Source organism: Bacillus sp. FSL W8-1141 (assembly GCF_038593205.1).
GTDB lineage: Bacteria > Bacillota > Bacilli > Bacillales > Bacillaceae > Bacillus > Bacillus altitudinis.
Genome location: NZ_CP151973.1, coordinates 1,056,014 through 1,079,793 on the forward strand (window position 1 = coordinate 1,056,014; position 23,780 = coordinate 1,079,793).

General features: G+C 41.2%; 21 protein-coding genes. 16 read left to right on the forward strand and 5 right to left on the reverse strand.

Translation table 11 applies throughout. The annotated features are described in order from the left end of the window. Positions 1-17 precede the first annotated feature (17 nt). Together NSQ52_RS05290 and NSQ52_RS05295 are read left to right on the forward strand one after the other, a co-directional pair. The gene (locus NSQ52_RS05290) at positions 18-1,124 is read left to right on the forward strand and encodes a D-TA family PLP-dependent enzyme (RefSeq protein ID WP_342473977.1); all 1,107 of its coding nucleotides are present in this window, start codon (positions 18-20) and stop codon (positions 1,122-1,124) included. A 385-nt stretch (positions 1,125-1,509) separates the two neighbouring features. Continuing rightward, a complete protein-coding gene (locus NSQ52_RS05295) occupies positions 1,510-1,992 on the forward strand; it encodes a hypothetical protein (RefSeq protein WP_008348662.1) in 483 nt (160 codons plus the stop codon). Between the two features lie 30 nt (positions 1,993-2,022). Here NSQ52_RS05295 and NSQ52_RS05300 read toward each other — a convergent pair whose 3' ends face one another. Then, positions 2,023-3,462, reverse strand: coding sequence for a PLP-dependent aminotransferase family protein (locus NSQ52_RS05300; protein WP_342467924.1), 1,440 nt, complete (start codon positions 3,460-3,462; stop codon positions 2,023-2,025). A 143-nt stretch (positions 3,463-3,605) separates the two neighbouring features. Here NSQ52_RS05300 and NSQ52_RS05305 point away from each other — a divergent pair, with 143 nt between their 5' ends. The 7 genes from NSQ52_RS05305 to NSQ52_RS05335 all read left to right on the forward strand — a co-directional run bounded on the left by NSQ52_RS05305 (position 3,606) and on the right by NSQ52_RS05335 (position 9,978). Continuing rightward, complete coding sequence (locus tag NSQ52_RS05305; protein WP_342467925.1) at positions 3,606-4,775, forward strand: MFS transporter; 1,170 nt, start codon at positions 3,606-3,608, stop codon at positions 4,773-4,775. 62 nt (positions 4,776-4,837) lie between these two features. Beyond that, on the forward strand, positions 4,838-5,116 hold the full coding sequence (locus tag NSQ52_RS05310; RefSeq protein WP_024720011.1) for a barstar family protein: 279 nt from the start codon (positions 4,838-4,840) through the stop codon (positions 5,114-5,116). A gap of 156 nt (positions 5,117-5,272) precedes the next feature. Next, entirely contained in the window at positions 5,273-6,223 is a 951-nt protein-coding gene (locus NSQ52_RS05315) for an ABC transporter permease (RefSeq protein WP_017366964.1), read from the forward strand. Next, positions 6,216-7,166 (forward strand): iron chelate uptake ABC transporter family permease subunit, encoded by a 951-nt coding sequence (locus NSQ52_RS05320; protein WP_342467927.1) that lies wholly within the window; start codon positions 6,216-6,218, stop codon positions 7,164-7,166. The genes NSQ52_RS05315 and NSQ52_RS05320 overlap by 8 nt, the downstream gene beginning before the upstream one ends. Then, entirely contained in the window at positions 7,157-7,915 is a 759-nt protein-coding gene (locus NSQ52_RS05325; protein WP_342473978.1) for an ATP-binding cassette domain-containing protein, read from the forward strand. The genes NSQ52_RS05320 and NSQ52_RS05325 overlap by 10 nt, the downstream gene beginning before the upstream one ends. Before the next feature lie 22 nt (positions 7,916-7,937). Then, positions 7,938-8,882: a siderophore ABC transporter substrate-binding protein gene (locus tag NSQ52_RS05330; RefSeq protein ID WP_342467928.1), complete on the forward strand. Its 945-nt coding sequence runs from the start codon at positions 7,938-7,940 to the stop codon at positions 8,880-8,882. A gap of 139 nt (positions 8,883-9,021) precedes the next feature. Continuing rightward, positions 9,022-9,978 (forward strand): LCP family protein, encoded by a 957-nt coding sequence (locus tag NSQ52_RS05335; RefSeq protein ID WP_007499147.1) that lies wholly within the window; start codon positions 9,022-9,024, stop codon positions 9,976-9,978. A 232-nt stretch (positions 9,979-10,210) separates the two neighbouring features. Here the strand turns inward: NSQ52_RS05335 and NSQ52_RS05340 are convergent, their stop codons facing one another. Next, positions 10,211-10,645 carry an enoyl-CoA hydratase gene (locus NSQ52_RS05340; RefSeq protein WP_342473979.1) on the reverse strand — a complete coding sequence of 145 codons (435 nt, stop codon included), beginning with the start codon at positions 10,643-10,645 and terminating at the stop codon, positions 10,211-10,213. 85 nt (positions 10,646-10,730) lie between these two features. Continuing rightward, positions 10,731-11,093 carry a hypothetical protein gene (locus NSQ52_RS05345; RefSeq protein WP_017360224.1) on the reverse strand — a complete coding sequence of 121 codons (363 nt, stop codon included), beginning with the start codon at positions 11,091-11,093 and terminating at the stop codon, positions 10,731-10,733. Between the two features lie 158 nt (positions 11,094-11,251). Here NSQ52_RS05345 and NSQ52_RS05350 point away from each other — a divergent pair, with 158 nt between their 5' ends. Then, the gene (locus tag NSQ52_RS05350) at positions 11,252-11,869 is read left to right on the forward strand and encodes a TVP38/TMEM64 family protein (RefSeq protein ID WP_017366969.1); all 618 of its coding nucleotides are present in this window, start codon (positions 11,252-11,254) and stop codon (positions 11,867-11,869) included. Then, positions 11,869-12,381 (forward strand): signal peptidase I, encoded by a 513-nt coding sequence (gene lepB, locus NSQ52_RS05355; RefSeq protein WP_007499139.1) that lies wholly within the window; start codon positions 11,869-11,871, stop codon positions 12,379-12,381. Before NSQ52_RS05350 ends, lepB begins: the two co-directional genes overlap by 1 nt. A 239-nt stretch (positions 12,382-12,620) precedes the next feature. On the opposite strand, the gene NSQ52_RS05360 is transcribed toward lepB, so the two are convergent. Continuing rightward, positions 12,621-13,763 (reverse strand): AbrB family transcriptional regulator, encoded by a 1,143-nt coding sequence (locus NSQ52_RS05360; protein WP_007499137.1) that lies wholly within the window; start codon positions 13,761-13,763, stop codon positions 12,621-12,623. A 275-nt stretch (positions 13,764-14,038) separates the two neighbouring features. Here NSQ52_RS05360 and NSQ52_RS05365 point away from each other — a divergent pair, with 275 nt between their 5' ends. The 3 genes from NSQ52_RS05365 to NSQ52_RS05375 are packed head-to-tail and all read left to right on the forward strand — an operon-like array spanning position 14,039 to position 15,761. Next, positions 14,039-14,461 (forward strand): BlaI/MecI/CopY family transcriptional regulator, encoded by a 423-nt coding sequence (locus NSQ52_RS05365; RefSeq protein WP_007499135.1) that lies wholly within the window; start codon positions 14,039-14,041, stop codon positions 14,459-14,461. After that, positions 14,454-15,293, forward strand: coding sequence for a M56 family metallopeptidase (locus NSQ52_RS05370; protein WP_025207106.1), 840 nt, complete (start codon positions 14,454-14,456; stop codon positions 15,291-15,293). Before NSQ52_RS05365 ends, NSQ52_RS05370 begins: the two co-directional genes overlap by 8 nt. A 57-nt stretch (positions 15,294-15,350) precedes the next feature. After that, a complete protein-coding gene (locus NSQ52_RS05375; protein ID WP_008348626.1) occupies positions 15,351-15,761 on the forward strand; it encodes a DoxX family protein in 411 nt (136 codons plus the stop codon). A 191-nt stretch (positions 15,762-15,952) separates the two neighbouring features. Here the strand turns inward: NSQ52_RS05375 and NSQ52_RS05380 are convergent, their stop codons facing one another. Continuing rightward, positions 15,953-16,399, reverse strand: a complete 447-nt coding sequence (locus NSQ52_RS05380) for a ferritin-like domain-containing protein (protein WP_007499129.1) — start codon at positions 16,397-16,399, stop codon at positions 15,953-15,955. 166 nt (positions 16,400-16,565) lie between these two features. On the opposite strand from NSQ52_RS05380, the gene addB reads away from it, so the two are divergent. Together addB and addA are read left to right on the forward strand one after the other, a co-directional pair. Next, positions 16,566-20,075 carry a helicase-exonuclease AddAB subunit AddB gene (addB, locus tag NSQ52_RS05385; RefSeq protein WP_342473980.1) on the forward strand — a complete coding sequence of 1,170 codons (3,510 nt, stop codon included), beginning with the start codon at positions 16,566-16,568 and terminating at the stop codon, positions 20,073-20,075. Then, on the forward strand, positions 20,053-23,757 hold the full coding sequence (addA, locus tag NSQ52_RS05390; protein WP_342467930.1) for a helicase-exonuclease AddAB subunit AddA: 3,705 nt from the start codon (positions 20,053-20,055) through the stop codon (positions 23,755-23,757). Before addB ends, addA begins: the two co-directional genes overlap by 23 nt. Positions 23,758-23,780: the final 23 nt, after the last annotated feature.

Sequence of the window (23,780 nt, forward strand, 5' to 3'; positions counted from 1 at the left end):
TGAAAGGGGTCATGGGGATGATGTATGAAGAACTGGATACGCCGGCACTACTCATTGATAAACGGGTGTTGATGGAGAATGTAGCGGCGATGCAACAATACGCAGACCGTCAGCATGTCAAATTGCGCCCTCATACGAAAACTCATAAAACGCCTGCACTTGCCAAGCTGCAGGAAGAGAAAGGTGCATCTGGCATTACGGTAGCGAAAGTAGGAGAGGCTGAAGTAATGGCAGCCCATGGGCTAAAGGATATTTTTATCGCCAATCAAATTGTAGGTGAGATTAAACTCAAGCGGATTCGTAAACTGGCAGAGTCGATACAGATTTCATTCGGTGTAGATTGTGTTGAGCATGTGAAGCAGATTGAGCAAGTCTTTTGTGAATCAGAGAAAAAAGCGGAGGTTTTAATTGAGATAGAGGTTGGAGAGGGAAGGTCTGGTGTCATTGAAGAACGTGATTTCTGCCACATATTAGAGGCGATTCAAACAAGTGATGCCGTTCATTTAAAGGGGATTTTTTCTCATGATGGTCATACGTATCAAGCGGAAAGTAAAGCACATTGCCGGACATTATACGAGGAGGCTGTAAATCGAACACTCCGTTTTGCGCAGATTGCAGAAGAAGCTGGTATGCCGCTAGAGGTCGTCAGTATTGGATCAACACCGCCATTTTTATTTCAATTTGATATTCCAAAAGGAGTCACTGAAATACGGCCAGGCACATACATTTTGATGGATGCTTCCCAGTCCAATGTAATCGGCACATATTCACATTGTGCAGCATCTGTGCTGACGACGGTCATTAGTAAACCGACAGAGCGCCGGGTGATTACAGATGTAGGGGCCAAGGGGCTGACGGCACAAACGCGTACAAAAGGGCTGACCAAAACAGAGGGCTTAGGCAAAGTGAAAGAATATGATGATGTATTTGTTTCAAGCGTATTTGATGAGCATGCCATTATCTATCATGAAGGCTTTCGTCAAAGTGTACAGATCGGTGAGAAGGTGCAAATGATTCCGAATCACATCTGTCCTGCTGTGAATCTTCATGAAAAAGCATATCTCATTCAAGATGGCAAGGTGGTAGAAGAGCTGGAGATTGCTTGTAAAGGAAAGCTGCAATAAATGGGTAGGATCATAGAGGGTGTTGCCGCATGCATAGCAGAATATAAGGCAGCTTCCATTCTAAGAAAGATCATCATTTGAAATCCATACATCTAAGGAAAAGGCGCCGAAAGGGGTCTTTTTTATTTGAGAAAAAATGGCGAAAATGAAATAGATTGAAACCAAATGTGCCTTTCTCGTCGTCTATTGACTGTATCATCATGAAATGGCAGGGAAATGTGAACCATTAGAAGGATTTTCATTCATTTCCGCATAAATCACAGAAGTGATACATGCGGTCTGTTACAATAAAAATAAGTCATTTCTTACAAGGTGTTCGTATGAGGTAAAAGTTGATCATATTTGACCGATATGAACAAATGGGAAAGAGAAATGGGGGCCCTGTATGAAAAAACGATGGCATTTGATGCTGCTATTTACCGTGACAGTGACACTACTCACGGCCTGCAATCAAGCAGGTCAGCCGCCTTCAAAACAAAACACAAAAGAAGCTGCGTATGAACAATGGGTTCAGCGTTATATGGATGAGTTAAATGAAGCATATGAAAACATGACCGATCAATTTATTTCGGATGGACATGGAAAAATTCAAGTAAATGAAAAATTGACAAAAGCGACGAAAGCATTCGACCGTGTCATTCAAAAAGGGCTTACTCATCAAGAAGTGCCAGCTGTGTATCAAAAGGCAGACAAACAATTAAAGACAGGTCTTGCTTCATTTGAAAAAGGAATTAGCAAGGTAGAGCAGCTGTTAAAGCGTCCTGATCAAGAAAAGCTGTTTATGTCAGCTACTCAACATTTTCAAGATGGATTGCAAGAGACAGCCTCTTTCATTGAAGAAGTGGGAAACGTTCAGCAATCACAATGAAAAGCCTGGAAAGGAGACTTCCAGGCTTTTTTAGATGTGCAGTGTTTGCTTTAATCGGCGTACACCTTCTTGAATCATGGCTTCATCCGTACAGGCAAAACCAAGCAGCAACCCTTTCCTTTTGCTTTCATAACAATAGGGGCTTAATGGATAAATGCCGACACCTGCCGCTTTTGCGGCCTCAATCGTGCCTTGTTCATCAAAGTCTGATGTTCCTTCCAAAAAGACGTGAAGGCCTGTATCGGTTCCATATAAACGGAAGTGTTTGTCAAAGTGATGTGTCAAAAGAGCATCCATCATCGCTGCCTGCCGTTTTTTATACACCTGTCTCATCCGCCTGACATATCGCGTAAACTCTCCTTCTCTGAAAAAAGAGGCAAGAGTGATTTGCTCCATGATCGGCAGCTGTCTTTGAATAAGTGATTGCAGTGCAGCGATTTCTTTAATGACTGCTTTGGAGCCGATGATGGCAGCAAGGCGGATGCCTGGAGCAAGTACCTTGGAAAAACTGACAATATAGATCACATGATCGGGTGCTTCTGAAAATAAAGAAGGAAGCGGTCCGCCATGATAACGATAATCCCCATCAAAATCATCTTCTAATATGTAAGATTGAGCCTTCGCAGCAAACTGCAACAGCTCCCGTCTTCTATTGACGCTCATACAGACACCGGTTGGCCGCTGATGAGAGGGCGTTACAGCGATCAGCTTTGTACGTTCTGGCAATGTATTCACCATCATTCCTTCTTCATCGACTGGTGCGGGGTAAATAGTCATTTCGCGATGTAAAAAGGACAACCTTGCTCCAGGAAAACCAGGATCTTCAACAGCGACTGTATCTCCTTTTTTGAGCATGACTTGTGAAATCAAGTCAATGGCTTGCTGTGTGCCTCCTGTTAACACCATTTGGTCTTCTTCTATATCAATGCCGCGTTCAACCGATAAGTATTGGCGAATTTCTGAACGTACTTCCCATAATCCGTGCGGAGAAGAATAGCCCCAATCTTTCATATTTAAGCGCTGTAATGCTTTTAGAAGCGAGCGTTTCCATATGTTTTGAAAATGGTCGTCGATGGCTGGTTCTTGATGGCGGAAATCAATCTCAAGTGTGTCATGAAATTGATTGGCCGAGAGCCAGTGATCCATTTGTTTTTCAGCCTCGTCAAAGTGAGGTCTTGTCGGAAGTGCAAAAGGCGGTTCGTTTTGATGTGGGGGAGAAGCAGCATTGTGATCACTTGAAATGACCTTTGTTCCGCCTCTTCTAGAGGTGCTGACATAGCCTCTTGCCAGCAGTTCATCATAGGCAAGCTGTACGGTGGATCGAGATACGTTGAGCTCTTGTGCTAATACTCTTGACGGAGTCAACTGATCCTCAGGATTCAGTGTGTTTGTATGAATTTTTTGAATGATGCCATTGACGATTTGCTGCCAGAGCGGGGTAGAGCTGGAACGGTCTAAATGAATGTACACAGTGCACCTTCTTTCCCTTGTCATGTCATCATTGATGATGACATGGAATTATGGACTGGTCAATAGCTTCGTTTTTGGATGTAGGAAGAAATCCAAATGATGTGTACACTGGTTCATATCATTTGCACAGAGGAGAGAGTCCCATGATTCCTGCATCAAAAGAAGAAACAGCACAGCTATCTATGATTCCGTTTGTGTTCGTTTTATTTAGCCTTTTTATGATTACAACAGCAGTGAACCTGCAAGTCCCTCTTTATACGGAATATGCAGAGCAGGCAGGATACGGAAAGGCGTCAACAGCCCTTGTGTTTGCTGCGTATGTTTTCGGACTGATTCCAGTATTACTGTTACTTGGCGGCATGTCTGACCGGGCAGGACGAAAACCGATTTTATTGATCGCTCTTTGCTTTTCATTATGTGCCACCCTGCTCATGATCGTGCATCCGACCATACAAATGCTCTTTGTCGCCCGGCTGCTGCAAGGAGTGGGACTTGGGTTAAGTGTTGGCACATGTACTGCCTACTTGATTGCTTTATATCCAGAGAAATCGGGCTGGATCCCAACGTTTATCGCATTATGCAGTTCAATTGGATTTGGGGGAGGTGCTCTTTTTACAGCGATTCTTTCTTTTGAGCAAGTGTCACTGACGCCTCTTAGCTATTGGATTGTGTTGGTCTTGATTATGTTGACGATTGTTGCTGTATTCTTTTTGGTGCCGCCTGTACAAGGGGAGGCAAGTAAACCGCTAATGAACATGCCGAGGTTTCCAAAAGGGACAATGCCTGCGAACATAGCCATTGCTATCGCATGGTCTGTGTGCGGTCTTGTCATTTCGATTTTGCCAGCACAGCTTAAATTAAATGGCTATGAATTGTGGGTAGGCCCAGCGCTGTTTTTTATTAATATGGCAGGTGTTCTGATGCAGCCTTTTGTCCGAAAGATGAATAGCAGTGCAGCGCTTCGTATCGGTTTTATTTGTCTTCCGTGTGGATATGGCCTGCTGTTATTCGGTGCTAATAGCGGGTCCATATTCCTTGTCCTTGCTGGAACTCTTTTAGCGGGCACAGCTTGCTATGGATTTACTTACTTAGGAGGTCTCCAGCTGATTGTTGAGAAAGGGAAGAAGGAAGCGGCTAGAGCCGTTGCTGGATATTACTTGTTTGCGTATCTAGGTCTTGGCATACCAAGTGTGTTCGTTGGTCTCTTTGCTGATATGTACGGTACTCAGACAGTGTTAACGCTCTTTTTCACGCTCGTGTTGTCTGCCTGTCTGATCTTGTTTAGTTTAAGTTTCAGAGAGAGGCAAAAGTGAAATGGATTCTTTCTCTTTCCTCTCCAATTCGTTTAAAATAAAGACAGAAGAGGGGGAGGGAAATGAAAAAAGTACAGCTAAATGGTGCGATGTGCAGATCACAAGAGGAGCTTCATGATCAACTAAAAACAGTGTTACAACTTCCTGATCATTACGGGAAAAATCTTGATGCCCTTTGGGACTGTTTAACAGGAGAAGTGAGTATGCCTGTAGAGCTCACGTGGATTCATTATCAAGCAAGCAAAGACGAACTTGGTGATTATGCAGAGAATTTGCGGCAGTTATTTCAAGAGGCTGAAGAGGAACTGCAAGGGCAGTTTCAATTGAATATTGAAGCGTAAAAAAGCAGCTGATCCCAAAAGCTGTTTTTTTTATGCGGTTTTCACCCTCATTCTACTATTGAATATTTCACTAAATATGATAATATATGAACTGTCGCTTAATTGATAATGATAATCATTTGTGGCAGAGAGCTTGATAGAAAGTGTGAACCCTGTATGAAGTTGTACCAATTAAGTTTGTTGTTTGTGTGTTTGGCATGTGCGTCGCTGTTTGTCGGGGTACAGGACCTGTCTCTTTTACAGTTGTTTCATCTATCAGATGAACAAATGAACACCTTATTTTCAAGTCGCATCCCGCGGCTAATGAGTATTGTGCTTGCTGGCATGAGCCTGAGCTTATGCGGTTTTATCATGCAAAGCATGACGAGAAATAAATTTGTCTCTCCAACGACTGCAGGAACAATGGATTGGGCCAAGCTGGGTATTTTAACCGCCATGCTTGTTTTTACACAGGCAAGCCCACTGATGAAAATGGCGATTGCGTTTTTATTTACGTTAGCTGGCAATCTATTATTCTTAAAAATTTTACGCCATATTAAGGTGAACGATACGATCTACGTACCGTTAGTCGGCTTAATGTTTGGCGGAATTGTTAGTTCAATTTCCACGTTTATAGCCTATAAATATGATTTGATCCAAAACGTATCCGCATGGCTGCAAGGGGATTTTTCTCTTATTGTTCAGGGGCGTTATGAACTGCTCTATGTGAGTGTTCCTCTATTGATCATCGCGTATTTATATGCTGACCGCTTTACAGTGGCTGGTATGGGTGAGAGCTTTGCCGTCAATTTAGGTTTAACGTATAAACGTGTCATGGCAGTTGGTTTGGTGATTGTTTCGATGATTACGTCTGTAACGATTTTGACTGTTGGCATGCTGCCATTCCTCGGCTTAATCATTCCGAATATTGTATCGATCTACCGAGGGGATCACTTGAAAAAGAGCCTGCCGCATACGGCTTTATTAGGGGCCATTTTTGTGCTCATATGTGATGTACTCGGACGGGTGATCATTTATCCATATGAAATATCTGTCGGGCTTATGGTTGGCATCATTGGAAGTGCGATCTTCCTGTACATGTTATTAAGGAGGAAGCGCTATGCATAAGAAACGAACATTATTTCTCATTGCAGCCATTGCAGCCGTATTCGTTGTCATCTTCGTCACCTTTCAAATGGGGTACTGGGAGTACACAGTGCCGAGCCGTTTAAAAAAGGTGCTTTCCATGACTTTGACAGGAGGCGCGATTGCCTTTTCTTCTGTTGTGTTTCAAACATTGACCAATAACCGAATCTTAACGCCAAGCATTTTAGGGTTAGACGCGCTTTACTTGTTTTTGCAAACGGCGATTATTTATCTTTTTGGATCGACCAATATGATGATCGCGAATAAGAACCTGAATTTCTTTCTCTGCGTTGGATTAATGATTCTTTTTTCTGTGCTGCTCTATACAGTCATGTTCAAGCGCAAAAACAAGCATATTTTCTTACTCCTGCTTGTCGGGATTGTGTTTGGAACATTGTTCAAAAGTCTTTCTTCCTTTATGGAAATGCTCATTGACCCGAATGAATACCAAGTCGTACAGGACAAGTCTTTTGCCAGTTTTAATCACATGAACACAGATATTTTACTCTTCGCTTCTCTTTTATTTGCGGCACTTTGTCTTTATATATGGACCTTCCGCGCGAAATTAGATGTCATGTCATTAGGAAAGGAACAGGCTGTGAATCTCGGGATTGACTATGACAGGATCACAAAAAAGATGCTGATCGTCATTGCCGTCCTTGTTTCGATTGCGACGGCCCTCGTCGGCCCGATTACGTTTCTTGGCTTACTCGTTGTAAATGTGGCAAGAGAGCTGTTTCGTACATATCGGCACACGTACTTGCTATTAGGCTCGTTTTTCATTAGTGTCATTGCGCTTGTAGGCGGGGAATTTCTTGTGGAAAAGGTATTTACGTTTCAAACACCGCTTAGTGTGCTGATTGATTTAGTCGGCGGACTGTATTTTATTTATCTACTTTTAAAGGAGAGTCGTTCATGGTCGTGATGAAGGGAGTCAGTAAGACATATAACGGAAAAACAGTGCTTCACGAAACAACTGTCAGTGTAAAAAAAGGACAGCTGACCTCTCTCATTGGTCCAAATGGCGCAGGCAAAAGTACGCTTTTGTCCATCATGAGCCGCCTGATTCAACCTGATACTGGGGAAGCTTATTTAGAGGACAAACCTTATCGTGCGTACTTTCCTCAGGAGCTTGCGAAAAAAATGAGCATCTTGAAGCAGTCGAACCACATGAGTGTGCGTTTGACCGTTCGTGAGCTTGTCAGCTTTGGCCGCTTTCCTTACTCTCAAGGCCGCTTGACAAAAGAAGATGAGAACATGATAGATGTGTCGCTTCAATACATGAGACTCGTCGAAATCCAGCATCAATATTTAGATGAACTAAGCGGCGGACAAAGGCAGAGAGCCTTTATTGCCATGGTGCTAGCTCAGGATACGGATTATATTTTCTTAGATGAGCCTTTAAATAATTTAGATATGAACCATTCAGTTGAAATGATGAAGCTGTTTCAGCAGCTCGTGAAAGATCTTGGAAAAACGATTGTTGTTGTTCTCCATGATATTAACTTTGCATCTGTCTATTCAGATCACATCGTCGCCTTAAAAGAGGGTCAGGTGATCAAAGAAGGAAGCGTTGATGAAGTGATTCAAACAGAAGCACTTGAACACATTTATGACATGCGCATACCGATCGAAGTCATTCGTGGTGAGCGTATTTGCTTATATTTTTCTTGAAAAAATGAAGAGGTGATCAATCATGAAAAAATGGATTTGGATGATAACAGTATTAACAGCGATTGCTGTCCTTGCTGCCTGTGGTAACCAAGGAGAAACAGCGGGAACGAATGAGGAAACCGTAACAGTAAAGGATATGTTGAATAAAGACGGTGTGAAGATCAAGAAAAACCCGAAAAAAGTCGTCGTCTTTGATATGGGAAGTCTCGATACACTTGATAAGCTTGGTGTCAACGTGACAGCCTTACCAAAACAAGTGATTCCTCACTATTTATCTAAATATGAAAGTGACAAATATGAGAATGTCGGCGGGTTAAAAGAGCCAAACTTTGAGAAAATTGCAGAGATGAAGCCTGACTTGATCATTATTCAGCACCGTCAAGCAGATGCATTTGATGAATTTTCTAAAATTGCTCCGACGATTTATATGGATGTAGATAATGCAAACTATATGGAATCATTTAAAAAGAATGCTGAAACATTAGGAAAGATTTTTGATAAGGAAGACAAAGTCAAAAAAGAACTGTCTGCCATTGACCAAAAAGTGGCTGCATTAAAGAAACAAGCAAAAGAGTTAAAGAAAAATGGACTCGTCATCATGGCGAACGACAGCAAAATGACGGCATTTGGTCCTAAGTCAAGATATGGTCTGATCCATGATGTATTTGGGATCACACCAGCAGATCAAAAGCTAGAGCCATCTGATAAACATGGACAAAGCATTTCGTATGAGTATATGGTCAAAACGAACCCAGATTACTTATTTGTCGTGGATCGAGGCGCGGCGATTGGAGAAGAAACGTCTGCAAAACAGCTTGTTGAAAATGATTATGTGAAATCAGTCAAAGCGGTTAAAAACAATCATGTGGTGTATTTAAACTCTGACATGTGGTATTTAGCAGGCGGCGGCCTTGAATCATTAAATGCGATGATTGATGAAGTGAAAAAAGGAATTGAACAAAAGTAATGGATGAAAAGCTGCTTATTTTGAGCAGCTTTTTTATTGTGGATACATAAAAATATGTTGCATGCAGGAAACTTTCATCAAAATATGTTATAGTGGAACCTACATTGTGAGACTAAGATAGAGTGAGGGTTCGGAAAGGATGAAGGAGAAAACAAGATCAAAAAGAAGGCTAAGACCTTGGGTGAAAGTCGTGCTGTTTATCATGGCATTTGTCATGATCATGGCAGTATCTGTCACAGGATACGCATACTATAAAATTTCAAAAGCGTCGAATAAAGCGCAAGTATCTTTAGAAAGAGGAGAGACCTCGCAAAAGCGTGTGAAAGCTTTTGATCCAGGAAAGGATAGCTTTTCGGTGCTGCTCTTAGGGATTGACAGCCGTCCAGGTGAAACGGTAGACGAAGCAAGAAGTGATGCGGTCTTACTGGCGACGGTGAATCGAACAGACAAAACGATCAAGCTCCTAAGTATTCCTCGTGATTCTTATGTCGATATACCGGGGAGAGGATATGATAAAATTGCTCACGCCCATGCGTTTGGGAGTGCAGATTTATCAGTCAAAACGGTAGAGAATTTGTTAAACATCCCGGTAGACTATGTAATTGCAGGAAACTTTAAGGCGTTTCAAGACATTGTCGATGAGCTAAATGGAATTGACGTAACGATTGAAGATGAAGGCATTGCAAAACAAATGGAAAAGGATTCGAAAGGAAAAGTTCATGTGGAAACCGGCACGCATACGCTCAGTGGTGAAGAAGCATTAGCGTTTGTGAGAACGAGAAAGGCAGATAGTGATCTCATGCGTGGAAAGCGCCAAATGGAAGCACTTCAAGCCATCTTTGAAAAATCCAAATCCATTTCTTCCATACCGTCTTATGACAACATCATTGATACACTTGGGGATAACGTCTCCACCAATTTATCCATGAAGCAGTTGATCGGTCTATTCCCTTTACTGAGTTCATTAAAATCAGTGGATACCATCCAGTTAAAAGGGCACGATTACCAGCCTGGGAATGTGTATTACTTTGAGTTAGATGGACCAGGATTAGAAGAAGTGAGACAAGAGCTGAGAAAACAGCTCGAATTATCATAATGGAGAAAGAGCCTGCCGCTGTGGCAGGCTTCAGCGTGTAGACAAACCCTCGCATTCTTTGTCAGTCCTGCGTGCTGGTGCTCACGAATGTAAAATTCGCTCCGCGCCAGTACTCGTCCTTTCTAGACTGCAAAGGTTTTCTATCACGCTGAAAAGAAGACAAAGGGCTAAAATAAAGTTCATTTTAGCCCTTTGTCAACAATCTGGAGCCTGCCACTGTGGCAGGCTTTTTTTAATAATAGAGGGTTGCAGGCATCGTTGGGTACCACACACCATTTAAAGCAAGCGCCCAGCCATACACCTTTTGACCTGATTCAATCTTGTCCTTTACCGAAGTGAGCGCTTCGTATGAAAAGACTTGATAAGCCTGTCCGGTTTTTTTAGCGACAATGACCGATAGAATATTGTCATTGAATACACTTGGCTCTTCGTCCGTACTCGTCCAAGCAATTCGATTATAGTAATTCATGTTGAAAGGATTTTCGAGTGCTTTCACTTCAAACTTCACTCGTTTTCCAACGATAGAAACCGTTGTATAGGCTACACTTGTTATTTGTGAAGATGCTGCTGGGGCTTGTTTTCCTGTCTGCAGTGGTTCTAATGCTGACACTGTGCTTGGCACAAGTAATCCTGCTGCTAAGGTGAGTGCTGTTATTTTTTTGAACATGAGTTGGAACCTCCTAATTTTTGGTATAACAATCAATTCGCCAAAAACTGAAGAGTTCCTTCTATAAATGTAAAATATAACCATATTATTTTCCTGAATGGAGGAAATAATGGGTGAGCATTTCCTCTACACGATGACGTATACGGGGATTAAAATATTTATGCTTTTCTTCATAGCCATTTATCAGAAATAAATATGTCGTAAATCCTTCATCGTGTTCAATTTGCTGTACGTTCATTTTTTCTTTACGTAACTGTTGTTTCAGTTGATAAAGGGCTTTTTGTGCTTCTTTTAATGAAGAGGTGACTAGCTGAATATATGGTTCATTTAGTTTGAATGTTTGATGTTTTTTAAGGTACGTCAAATCACGATTGAGGATGGAGATGACCATTGGAAGAAAGATGGCCTGTTCCATCATCTGAAGCTGTACGCTTGATAATCTCGTCATGTCCATGCCTGCTTTCTTTATTTATAGAACATTTGTTCTTATTTATTATATCGGATGAGTTAAAAAATCTCAAGGGGGGCTGAGAGGGATTCATTTGTATATTTTTATGTTTTCCATGTAAAATGAAAGATAGACAAACCTTGAAGGAGTCAAACAAGTTGCCATTATTTCTTTCTATATTTACTCATGAAAATATCACATCATTTTTTGAAAGCTACAAGGCTTTTGGACCCATTGTGGCTATATTACTCCCTTTAATAGAAGCATTTCTACCGTTTTTACCTCTCGTGGCATTTGCGGTGGCCAATGCAAATGCTTTTGGGCTATGGGAAGGCTTTTTATTGACCTGGATTGGTGCAAGTGCAGGGTCTATCCTTGTCTTTTTACTGATCAGAAAATTTGGACAGATGAGGATGCTGAACTTTATTAGCAGACACCCTTCTATTCAAAAGCTAATGCTTTGGGTTGAAAAGCGGGGATTTGGTCCGTTATTTATTTTACTCTGCTTTCCTTTTACACCTTCTGCTGCCGTTAATGTCGTAGCAGGTCTATCAAGAATCAGCGTCTGGCAGTTCTCATTAGCTGCTTTATCAGGGAAGTGTGTCATGCTCTTTATTATTAGTTTTATTGGCTATGACATTTCAGCTTTAGTAAAGAATCCGTTAAGAAGTGTTTTTGCGGTTCTAGTCATTGCTTTATTATGGTATGTTGGAAAGAGAGTAGAAAATAGGTTGAATATTCGGATGAGTCAGCGTGAGGACAAAGGAGGCTCTTAATGAAAAAGAAGCCATTGCTATGGTTCATGATTATTACATGCATCGTCTTGTTGTTCCAAGTAAAGAATTTCATGTTTGTCACGTACAAAGTAGAAGGGGTTAGTATGGACCCGACATTTACAGATGGAACAGAATTATTAATTAACAAGTTCTCGCCAAAACTCACGAAAATTAGCCGGTTTGACTATGTGTTATTTCATGGCCCTAAAAATCAAATCTTGATCAAACGGGTCATTGGACTTCCAGGAGAAACAATCAAATATGAAGATGATCAACTGTTTGTTGATGGTGTGAAATGGAAAGAACCGTATTTAAAAGAGCAGAAAAAACATAAAATGGGCAACGTCCTAACAGGTGATTTTCAGCTGAAAGCCATCACCGGTCGTCAGAACATACAAAACAATCATTACTTCGTGATCGGAGATAATCGAATACATAGCTTTGACAGCCGGCATTTTGGAACGATCTCAAAGGATCAAGTAGTCGGTGTAAAAAGGAATCATGATGAATAAAAAAGAGCCGCTCTGCTTATGCAAAGCGGCTCAGCGTGTAGACAAACCCTCGCATTCGTTGTCATGTCTGCGCTCCAGTGCTCACGAATGTCAAATTCGCTCCGCTCTGGTGCTCGACCTTCCTAGACTGCAAAGGTTTTCTATCACGCTGAAAAGAAGACAACGGGCTAAAATCAACATCATTTTAGCCCGTTGTCAGACCATCTGAAAGCCGCTCTGCTTATGCAAAGCGGCTCTTTTTATTTAGCGGCTTTATAATCAGTCTGTCTTTTTGCCCAGACATGATGTAAGAAACGAAAAAACGGTGGCAGCATGGCGATGACCAAAATAATTCTAACGACTTGTACAGCCACAACAAATGTGGAATCCTCGTGAAGTGTCACAGCTGTTGTCGCCATTTCTGCAATACCGCCAGGCGAAAAAGCAAGAATGGCCGTAATGACAGAAATACCTGTTATTTCTGCAATGGCAATTGAACTGAGAACGGTCGCAGCAATCAATCCGGCTGAGCTGACGACGGCCACAATCAAGGTATTTTTTAGCCCGACAAACATTTGTTTATTCATTTTTGACCCGATGGTTGCCCCTAGAAATACCTGTGACGCAATGTTCGCTTGGGCTGGCCAGTAAGGAATCAAATCATGACCTGTCAAGGCGCCTGCCCCTACTTGGAGAGCCGCCACACCTAACATACTGCCGATCAGCCATGGGGCGGGAAAGTGAAGACGCACGGCTAGGCGTGACATCAGCCATGCCCCTAAAATGAGTGCAGCAGTCCAAGAAATGTTTGATATTGTGAAAACGCCTGATGAGAAGGCGCTGCCTTGGGCGACTACCACATCTGATTGGCTTTTTGTATTTAAATAAAATACCGTAAAAGGAATGGTCAGTACGACCATTAACACGCGTATCGTTTGTACGAGACTCACTACAGCTGTATTTGCTCCAACCTCTTGGGCGATGCCCGGCATAGCGGAAAGACCGCCGGGGGCAGTGCCTACAAAGCTGGTCAGCATATCTGTTTTACTCAGCTTCCATAAGACAAACCCGGAGAGCATGGCTAATAAAATAGAAAAAACGAGCATGAAACTCACGGGAAGCCAATTTTCAGCGAAAATGTGAAGGACTTTCATGTTCATTTTTTGTCCTAGTTCGATTCCGAGAATGAATTGACCAAGGAGTAGCCATCTGCTGTGAATACGTAAGGTATTCTTTCCTTTACGCTGAAACAGGGCGGGACGGCGCAGGGCAATAAATGCAGCTGTCATTAATGTGCCAATCATCCAGCCGATAGACATCCCTGTTAGAGACAAAAGGAATCCACCTAAACCGCTTACCGCAATCAAAATGAGATCGGTTCGAAGGCTGTTTCCTTGCTTCATCACGTATAAACCTTCTTCCTGTATATTTGTTCAGTAAGTGAAATGTTGTTATCTTCACTATAATACAAAAGTCTCTATAAATAAAATACGAATTTTTTTAGTATTTTCATAAGATTATCTTATGGTTAACTCTGTTAGAAAAGAGATTTTTTTGATATAAATGACATATAATTTTCGCCAAAAACAAATACAATATACAACGATTTTCCCCTATTTTTGTTATCTGTTGACTATCATTTTCAATTACACTACAATGCTTAGTGTGAGGTGATGACATGAAAATTCCTTCTTTTAAATATAACGAAAAGGGATTGAACCGCTTTTTCGGTCCTTTAGAAGGAAGGATTATGGAGATCCTTTATCAAGGTGAGGATATGCCGATTAAAGAGGTACAGCAGAAGCTGTCAGATGAGAAGCCAATTAATTTCAACACGGTCATGACGGTACTCAATCGATTAACCGAAAAAGGAATTGTGGAAAAGAAAACAAAAGGGCGTTCATCTATCTATAACCCTGTTTTAACAAAAGAAGAATTTCTAAATGAGCAAACGAAATGGATTACTCAAGGACTGATGGATGATTTCGGCCCCCTTGCAGTCAATCATATGGTGGACGCAATTGAAAGTGCTGATCCTGAATTACTGAAGGTACTCGAAGCAAGGCTTGCATCCAAAAAAGAGGAGAAACGACATGATTAAAATGAAGTCGAGTCTGCTGTTTTTAGGCGGTATATTGATTGGCTTAGTGATCTTTTACCAGATGGGCTATTATGTACTCTCAAGCTTTTTTGGCTGGAATCAAGCATATAACCTGATCCATGTATGTCAATCTGTTCTCGAATTTTATGGATTCACTCCTTTAAAGTATTTTCTGGATGCGTTCGTCTTGTATACGCTTGGTTTTGCCGTTTTCTATATGACAAAGCAGGTCAGAAAGTATCTTCATTTCAAAAGAAATATGATGATGGCAGTCGATCAACATTCAACGCAAAGTCTATCAGACAATTATAGAAATGAGATCATTGTGTTTCATTGCCATGAACCGCTTGCTTTCGCAATGGGGATGCTTCGGCCAAAAGTGTATCTCTCAACAGCGCTTATAGACATGCTGGATGAAGGGGAAATCGATGCTGTTGTCTATCACGAATTACATCACAAATACAGCTACGATCCTTTAAAGACTTTCGCTTTCTCTATGCTCACAAAAGTGATTTGGTACATTCCTGTGTTAAAGCATATGAGACAAAGTTACTCCGTTTTTCGTGAAGTCATTGCAGATGACTATGCCATTCAGCAGACAGGGACTGAGCTTGGAGTAGGGCAAGCTCTTTTGAAACTCATTAAAAATAGAACCCAGTTTCAAAAACAAACAAAATTTGCCGTGTCCTTTGGAGATCGAGCATTGAATTTAAGAATCCAAAAAATCTTAAACCCAACATACAACATACCGTTCAATGTACCACTTATCCCAATTGTGACATCAACCATCCTCATGTTGGTCTTAATGATTATGCTCAACTTAAATTACTAATTTTTTTTACGAATGAACATTACATGATGTAGTGTAAAAATGGGAGGAAATCACTATATGAAAACAAATCAAGAAATAGGAACACTTTTTGTACGTGTCATCTTAGGCATTATTTTCTTTTTACATGGGCTTCAAGCATATCAAGGTGGACTAGGAGGCACTGCTGCATTTTTTGGTCAAATTGGTGTCCCTGAATTTATGGCCTATATTGTCAAAACAATTGAACTGGTTGGTGGAATTGCCCTGATTCTAGGTTTAGGCACACGTCTTTTCGCAGCTTTATTTGTGCCAATTATGGCTGTAGCCATTATCACAGTTGGTTTTGCAAGAGGATTTGTGGGCGGTTATGAATTTGAACTTTCTTTAATGGTCATGGCGCTTTACTTGACACTTAGTGGCAGCAAGATGCTATCGATTGATGGATTGTTAAAACAACAGCAGCAAAGTAATGAAGCAAAATTTCATTAAATAACAAAAAACTCCTTCTGCGATTTGTAGCAGAGGAGTTTTTTTTTGGTCAAAAGGTCGTTTTATCATTAAAAAAGGAAAAGCGAAGAGGCGTTTTGATGATGACAGCCCTTTATTTCACATATTGAATGAGCAAAAAAGCAATTTCATTTTTTGACGGAACATACGATCTCCTATTAAAATAGGGTTATCTAAGAAACATGGTGCGTTAAAAGATATAGAAACCAGACGGCATGCTGCTGTTCATCTTGAGCAATACGCTTCATTAATTCCTTTGTTCCTTGATCACGGACATAGTCTGATACCGTTAAGTAAAAATCGACTGTTTTTTGTTCGTCTTTAAAGGCAAATAAGAGACCTTCCCTAAATTGGTCTGGACAAGGCTCTGTTATGCTTGGTTTGTGGTTTTTACCAGTCAAAGAATAGTATAGCTTTGTAAATAGCTGATAATGTCTGACTTCATCCTGACGTATTTCTTGAATGATTTTTTTCGCTTCAGGATTTTTTGCTTTTTGTGCAAGTTTTTCATAGCATTGGATCGCAGAATATTCGCCATTGATGGCCTTTTCAAGGTCTGCAATGATCCTTGTGTTTTGGCGCATGTCATATGGCGAGTAGTCATAATAACCGTAATACATGATATTGCCAGCCTCCTTTTAGATCATGATGGTTTATGATATGAAAAGAGTCGGGAAAGGTGCCTATTTTCTTTTCAATCGGAGGAGAAAGGGAAGGTGATAGGAAAATAGCTATTTACCTTTATTTTCGCTAGAATATGAGTACATAAGAAAGGTGTTGTGGAACGTGGAGATTCAGTTTTTAGCAGGCAGATCGGGGAGTGGAAAAACGACTGCAATTCTAGAAGAAATCAAAGAACAACTGCGGCTTGATCCGCTGGGTCCGCCAATCATTTTTTTAGTCCCGGATCAAATGACATTTTTAATGGAATATGAGCTTGCAAAAACGTCTGAAGCTGGTGGAATGATCAGGGCCAAAGTCTTTAGTTTTACTCGGCTTGCCTGGTCTATATTACAGCAGACTGGCGGTGCGAACCGTCAATTTGTCACAAGCACAGGGATTCAAATGCTCTTAAGAAAAGTAATAGAAGAACAGAAAGACAAGTTTAAGGTATTCAAAAAGGCGAGTGATAAACCGGGATTTGTTGAACAAATAGAAAAGACGATGGCTGAATTCAAAAGGTACTGTATGATGCCGGAGGATATTGAAAAAATCTCGGCAGCCAGCATGCATTCAGAGTATACAGAAGAAAGACGTGCGGCGGAAAAATTGCATGATCTTCATGTTCTTTATCAGCAGATGGAGCAGCATCTGCAAGATGAGTATGTGCACTCAGAGGATTACTTGACACTTCTGGCTCAGCAAATTCCTTTATCAGAAGAATTGAGAGGGGCACACATTTATATAGATGGTTTTTATCAGTTTACCCCCCAGCAGCTTCTTGTCATTGAACAGCTTTTGCTACATGCCGAAAAAATAACAGCTGCATTCACAGTGGATCGTTCCTATCATGACACGCAGCCAAATGAACTTGATTTATTTCGCATGACAGGTAAGACATATTCCCAGCTTTATCAGCTGGCTAAAGAGTGCGGAGCGGCTATTTCTGAGAACATTTTGGAGAGAAATAAGCGGCATCTTCATACCCCAGATCTAGCTTATTTAGAAAATCAATATGAACAGAGACCTTTGCAGCCGTATCAAGAAGAAACGCCTCACCTTACCGTATCGAAAAGTGCAAATAAACGAGCTGAAATTGAGGGAGTAGCGAGAGATATTCTTGATTTAGTAAGAGGTGAAGGTCTTAGGTTACGAGACATCTCAATTGTTGCAAGACATGTAGACGACTATAAAGATACGTTAAAAGAGGTGTTTCGAGATTACGATATTCCTTTCTTTATTGATGGAAATGAATCGATGCAGTATCATCCGCTCATTGAGTTCATTCGTTCGAGCCTCGATGTCATAAAAGGGAACTGGCGGTATGAGGCGGTGTTTCGCTGTGTGAAAACGGAGTTCTTATTTCCGCTTGAACTCGCCAAAAACAAAGCGAGAGAACAGGCGGATCAGCTTGAAAACTATTGTATTGCTTACGGTGTAAAAGGTGAACGCTGGACGAATGGTTCACGATTTCATTATCGCCGCTTCCAATCACTAGATGAAGATTTTGGACAAACCGATCAAGAAATAGAAATGGAGCAAATGCTGAATGATGTAAAAGAATGGATTGTTCCGCCTCTCTTTCAATTGCAAAAAAGATTGAAAAAAGCGCAAAAGCTAAGAGACATGGTGGAGGCAGTGTATATCTTTCTAGAAGAAGCCCAAGTGCCAGAAAAGCTTGAAAAGGCAAGGCTTGAGGCAGAAGAAGCAGGCAGGTTAGCTGAAGCGATGCAGCATGGGCAAGTGTGGGATGCTGTCATTCAATTGATGGATGAATTTGTTGAAATGCTGGGCGAGGAGGAGCTCTCATTTCCATTATTTCAACAGATGATGGATACAGGACTGTCCTCTCTCAAGTTTGCTTTGATTCCCCCTTCACTTGATCAAGTGTTTATCGGAAGTATGGATTTATCCAGAATGTATCAAGTAAAGTGTACGTTTGTCATTGGAGTAAATGATGGAGTTATACCTGCACGGCCCTCTGATGAAAGTGTATTGTCTGAAGACGACCGGGAATGGTTAAAGCGGGCAGGAGCAGAGCTGGCAGAGACAGGGAAGGAACGGCTGCTGGATGAACAATTTTTGATATATCAAGCGCTGTCCAGTCCATCGCACTACCTGTATTTATCCTATTCAGCTTCAGATACGGAAGGGCGGTCTCTTTTGCCTTCGACCCTCATCAAGTATTGTGAGGAACTGATGCCAAACCATCAGCAAGCCCTCTATGTGTTAGATCCAGAGCAGTTGGATGATCAGGAGCAATTAAAATTTGTAACAAACGAGCATGTCTCGTTATCCTATACCGTTTCGCAGCTGCAACAATGGCTCAATCAATATCCGATCAGCGGCGTATGGTGGAGTGTATATAATCATTTGATGACCTCGTCCAACCGTGACGTATCAAAAAAAATCATGTCCAGCTTGTTCTTTACCAATAGAGCGAAACGTTTAAAGCCGAATGTCACAAAAGAACTTTACGGTGACCATATTCAGGGCAGTGTTTCAAGAATGGAGAAATTCAATGCATGTGCATTTTCTCATTTTGCTTCCCACGGGCTAAAACTAAAAGACCGACAATTTTACAAATTAGAAGCACCTGATATCGGCCAGCTCTTTCACTCGGCTTTAAAACTGATTTCAGATACGCTTGTTGAACAAAAAAAGGATTGGAAAAACTTAACGAAGGAAGATTGTGTGACCTACTCAAGGCATGCAATTGAACAGCTGGCTCCACGTCTGCAAAAAGAAATTTTATTAAGCTCTAATCGGCATGCTTATATAAAAGAAAAGCTTCAAAAAATCCTCATCAGGGTGTCTTCTATATTAAGCGAACATGCAAAAGTGAGCGGATTCTCTCCGGTTGGACTTGAGTTAGGTTTTGGAGGTCAAGGACCTCTGCCGCCGTTTACTTTTCAATTAAAAAACGGCTGCACGATGGAGCTTGTTGGAAGGATTGACCGAGTGGATAAAGCAGAAGGGTCAAAAGGACTTCTATTAAGAATTGTCGACTATAAGTCCAGTGAGAAGGGGCTTGATCTAGCAGAAGTTTACTACGGTTTAGCCTTGCAAATGCTCACTTATTTAGACCTGACCATTACGTATTCTAAAGAATGGCTTGGCATGGAAGCGACACCGGCAGGAATTTTATACTTCCATATTCATGACCCGCTGATTCAAGCGCCTATTCCGCTTGGAGAAGATGCAATTGAGCAGGAAATATTGAAGAAATTTAAAATGAAGGGTCTATTGCTCGAAGATGTGGAAGCAGTGAAGTTGATGGATCAAACACTCGAATCAGGAAGATCACAAGTCATCCAAGCTGGTTTGAAAAAGGATGGTTCTTTCCGATCTGACTCTGCGGTATTAAGTGAAGATCATTTTCACATTCTCACAAAACACGTTCGGCGAACCTTTGAAGAGGCAGGAGAAAGAATTACAAGCGGTGAGGTAGAGATAAACCCATATAAATTAAAGGATCAAACCCCTTGCCGCTTTTGCTCCTTTAAGTCTATTTGCCAATTTGATGAATCAATAGAAGATAATGAATTTAGGGTGCTCACCTCTGAGAAGGATGATGTCATGTTAGACCGGATCAAAAAAGAAGGGGATCAGTATGCAAATACCAAAACCGAATAACAGTACTTGGACAGATGACCAATGGAACGCCATCGTTTCAGAAGGACAAGATATTCTTGTTGCTGCGGCGGCAGGGTCAGGGAAAACAGCGGTCTTGGTTGAACGGCTCATTCGAAAAATGACTCGGCCGGAGCAGCCAGTTGATGTGGACAGGCTGCTCGTAGTGACTTTTACCAATGCTTCAGCAGCAGAAATGAAGCACCGGATCACTGAAGCACTTGAAAAAGAACTATCTAAAAACCCTGGATCACTTCATATGCGGAGACAGCTGTCACTTATGAATCGTGCCAATATTTCTACCTTGCACTCCTTTTGTTTGCAAGTTCTTCGCACTTTTTATTATGAGATTGACCTTGATCCAGGTTTTCGTTTGGCTGATCAAACAGAAGGAGAATTATTAGGAGATGAAGTGTTAGATGAACTGTTTGAGGATGAGTATAAGGCTGGAAAGCCGTCATTTTTTGAACTCGTTGATCGTTACACATCTGATCGGCATGATTTAGATCTTCAATGGCTTGTCAAAAGAATTTATGAGTTTTCTAGGTCACATCCAGCGCCCGAACAATGGATGCGGGCATTCCTTTCTCTTTATGATGTGGATACACAGACAAAGGTAGAAGAATTACCCTTTTATCCATATATCAAAGAGGACCTTTCTCTCGTTTTAAGAAGCTGCCAGGAACTGCTGGAACAAGCGCTCACTTTATCAAAAGAGCCGGGCGGTCCAGCACCGAGAGCAGAGAATTTTATAGATGATTTAGAGCAAGTAAATGAATTAATAAGGCATCAAGATGATTTTGAGACACTTTATGAGCTTTTACCAACTATCAATTTTAAAAGGTTAAAGACTTGCAAAGGGGATGACTATGACCCAGCTCTGTTAGAAAAAGCAACAGATGCACGCAATCAAGCCAAAAAACAATTAGAAAAGCTAAAAGATGAATACTTTATGCGCAGTCCCGATCAGCATTTAAAAAGCTTGGCTGAAATGAAGCCAGTTGTAGAAACACTTGTAGAGCTTGTGATTCAATATGGAGAGCGTTTCGAAAGAGCAAAACAAGAAAAATCAATCGTAGACTTTTCGGATCTAGAACATTATTGTTTGCGCATTTTAGCGAAGCAGGACGCAGAAGGAAATCTCATTGAAACAGAAGCGGCTAAATACTATCAACAGCAATTTGAAGAAGTACTCGTGGATGAATACCAGGATACAAATCTTGTCCAAGAAACGATTTTAAAGCTTGTGTCTAAAGGGAAACAACCGGCAGAAGGCAATCGCTTTATGGTTGGTGATGTGAAGCAGTCCATTTATCGCTTTAGACTTGCAGAGCCGATGCTCTTTTTAAATAAATATAAACAATTTAAAGCAGATAACAAAGAAACAGGTAAAAGAATTGATCTAAATAAAAACTTCCGTAGCCGGGCTGATGTTTTAGACAGTACCAACTTTCTGTTCAAACAGCTGATGGGAGAAACAGTTGGAGAAATTGAATATGACGAACAAGCTGAATTAAAGCTTGGAGCGAGTTATCCGCAAAGCGAAGACACGACGACAGAAATGCTTCTTGTTCATTTAGATCAGCACGACACAGAAAGCGATGAAGAACGAGAAGAGCTAGAGACGGTACAATTTGAGGCGAGAGTGATTGCAAAGAAAATAAAAGAATTGGTAGAACAGCCTTTTCAAGTGTACGATGCAAAACAGCAGCTGACACGCAACTTGCAGTATCGAGACATTGTGATCTTGCTTCGATCAATGCCGTGGGCTCCGCAAATGATGGAAGAGTTGAAGAAGCAGGGAATCCCTGTTTATGCGAATCTTTCCTCAGGCTATTTCGAAGCGACAGAGGTATCTGTCATTCTTTCTTTGTTAAAAGTGATTGATAATCCATATCAAGATATTCCGCTCGCTGCTGTTTTAAGGTCACCTCTTGTTCATTTAGACGAAAATGAGATGGCACTGATTAGAACCAGTGATAAAAAAGGCACTTATTATGACGCTGTGAAGGCATTTATGAGTGTGACACACTCTGATCATCCGACATGCAGAAAGCTGGAGCGATTCTTCCTTCAATTACGCAAATGGCGTGATTTTTCGATTCAGCATTCGGTAGCAGAACTGATTTGGGAAGTGTACCGAGATACACAATATCTAGATTATGTCGGCGGGATGCCAGGAGGTAAGCAAAGACAGGCAAACCTTCGGGCTTTATATGATCGAGCGAAACAGTATGAAAAGGCTGCATTTAGAGGGCTGTTTCGATTTCTTCGATTTATTGAAAGAATGCAAGAGCGTGGAGATGATCTTGGAGCGGCAAAAACGTTCAGTGAAACAGAGGATGTTGTCCGCATGATGACCATTCATAGCAGTAAAGGACTCGAATTCCCTGTTGTATTTACTGCAGGACTTGGCAGAAACTTTAACATGATGGATTTAAACCAGTCCTATTTGCTCGATAAAGAATTAGGTTTTGGCAGCAAATATATTCATCCTGAGCTGAGAATTAGTTATGCAACATTACCGCTGATCGCGATGAAAAAAAAGATGAGAAAAGAGTTGTTATCTGAAGAACTGAGGGTTCTATATGTGGCGCTCACAAGGGCGAAGGAAAAATTATTTTTAGTCGGCTCTGTCAAAAATCAAGTGAAAGCTTTAAGTAAGTGGCAAAATGCCGCAAACGGAGACGACTGGCTTCTCCCTGATTTTGAACGTTATCAAGCGAGAACATACTTAGATTTTATTGGCCCTGCCCTTATCCGTCATCAAGCGATGTCTTCTCTTTTAGAAGAATCGAGAGAAGTCGTTCTCTCGCATCCATCATCATTTTCTATCACCTTTCATCAAGCGTCCGATCTTCTACAAGAAGACATGTCACTTGAAAAACAAAAACAAGACGAAGTGCTACAAGCATTAATGGAAGGTGTGCCTGTTCAAGGATATGGCGATTACGAGGAGGAAGTAAAAGAAAGACTTTCATGGCGTTATCCATATTTAGCGGCCTCCCAAGTAGGGACAAAGCAGTCAGTTTCCGAGATCAAAAGAATGAAAGAAATACAGGATGAATACAGTGTGCCTGCTTCCATTCGAAAAGCTCATGCGACACTGTACGAACGACCGGCTTTTATGAAGAAAAAAACACTCACAGCTGCAGAACAAGGGACGGCCATGCATACAGTCATGCAGCATATACCTCTTCCTTCAAATGAACCATATGATGAATCTCGTGTAGAAGAGCTGCTCCATTCTTTAAAAGAGAAAGACTTACTAACAGATGAACAAATCCAGTCCATCAATCGAGAAGGAATTGTGGCCTTCTTTTCTACTGCTATTGGTCAAAAACTGCAGAAAGCGGACTGGGTGAAACGAGAAGTATCGTTTAGTATGGTTTTACCGGTTAAAGAGGTATACAGCCATATTGATGCAGAAGGTGAACCTGTGCTCATTCAAGGAATGATCGATTGTTTATTTGAAGCAGATGGCAAGCTCTATTTACTTGATTATAAAACAGATCGAGTGACTGGCAGATTCTCAGGTGGATTAGAGGAAGCTGAAGCGATGTTAAAAAAACGCTATGAAACGCAAATATCGTTGTATACAGCAGCGGTAGAACGTTTAACAAACAGAACATTAGAGGAGAAAATCCTTTATTTCTTTGATGGAAATCTAGAAATTTCTTTATAGGTGGAATGAATGAGAGGTGAATC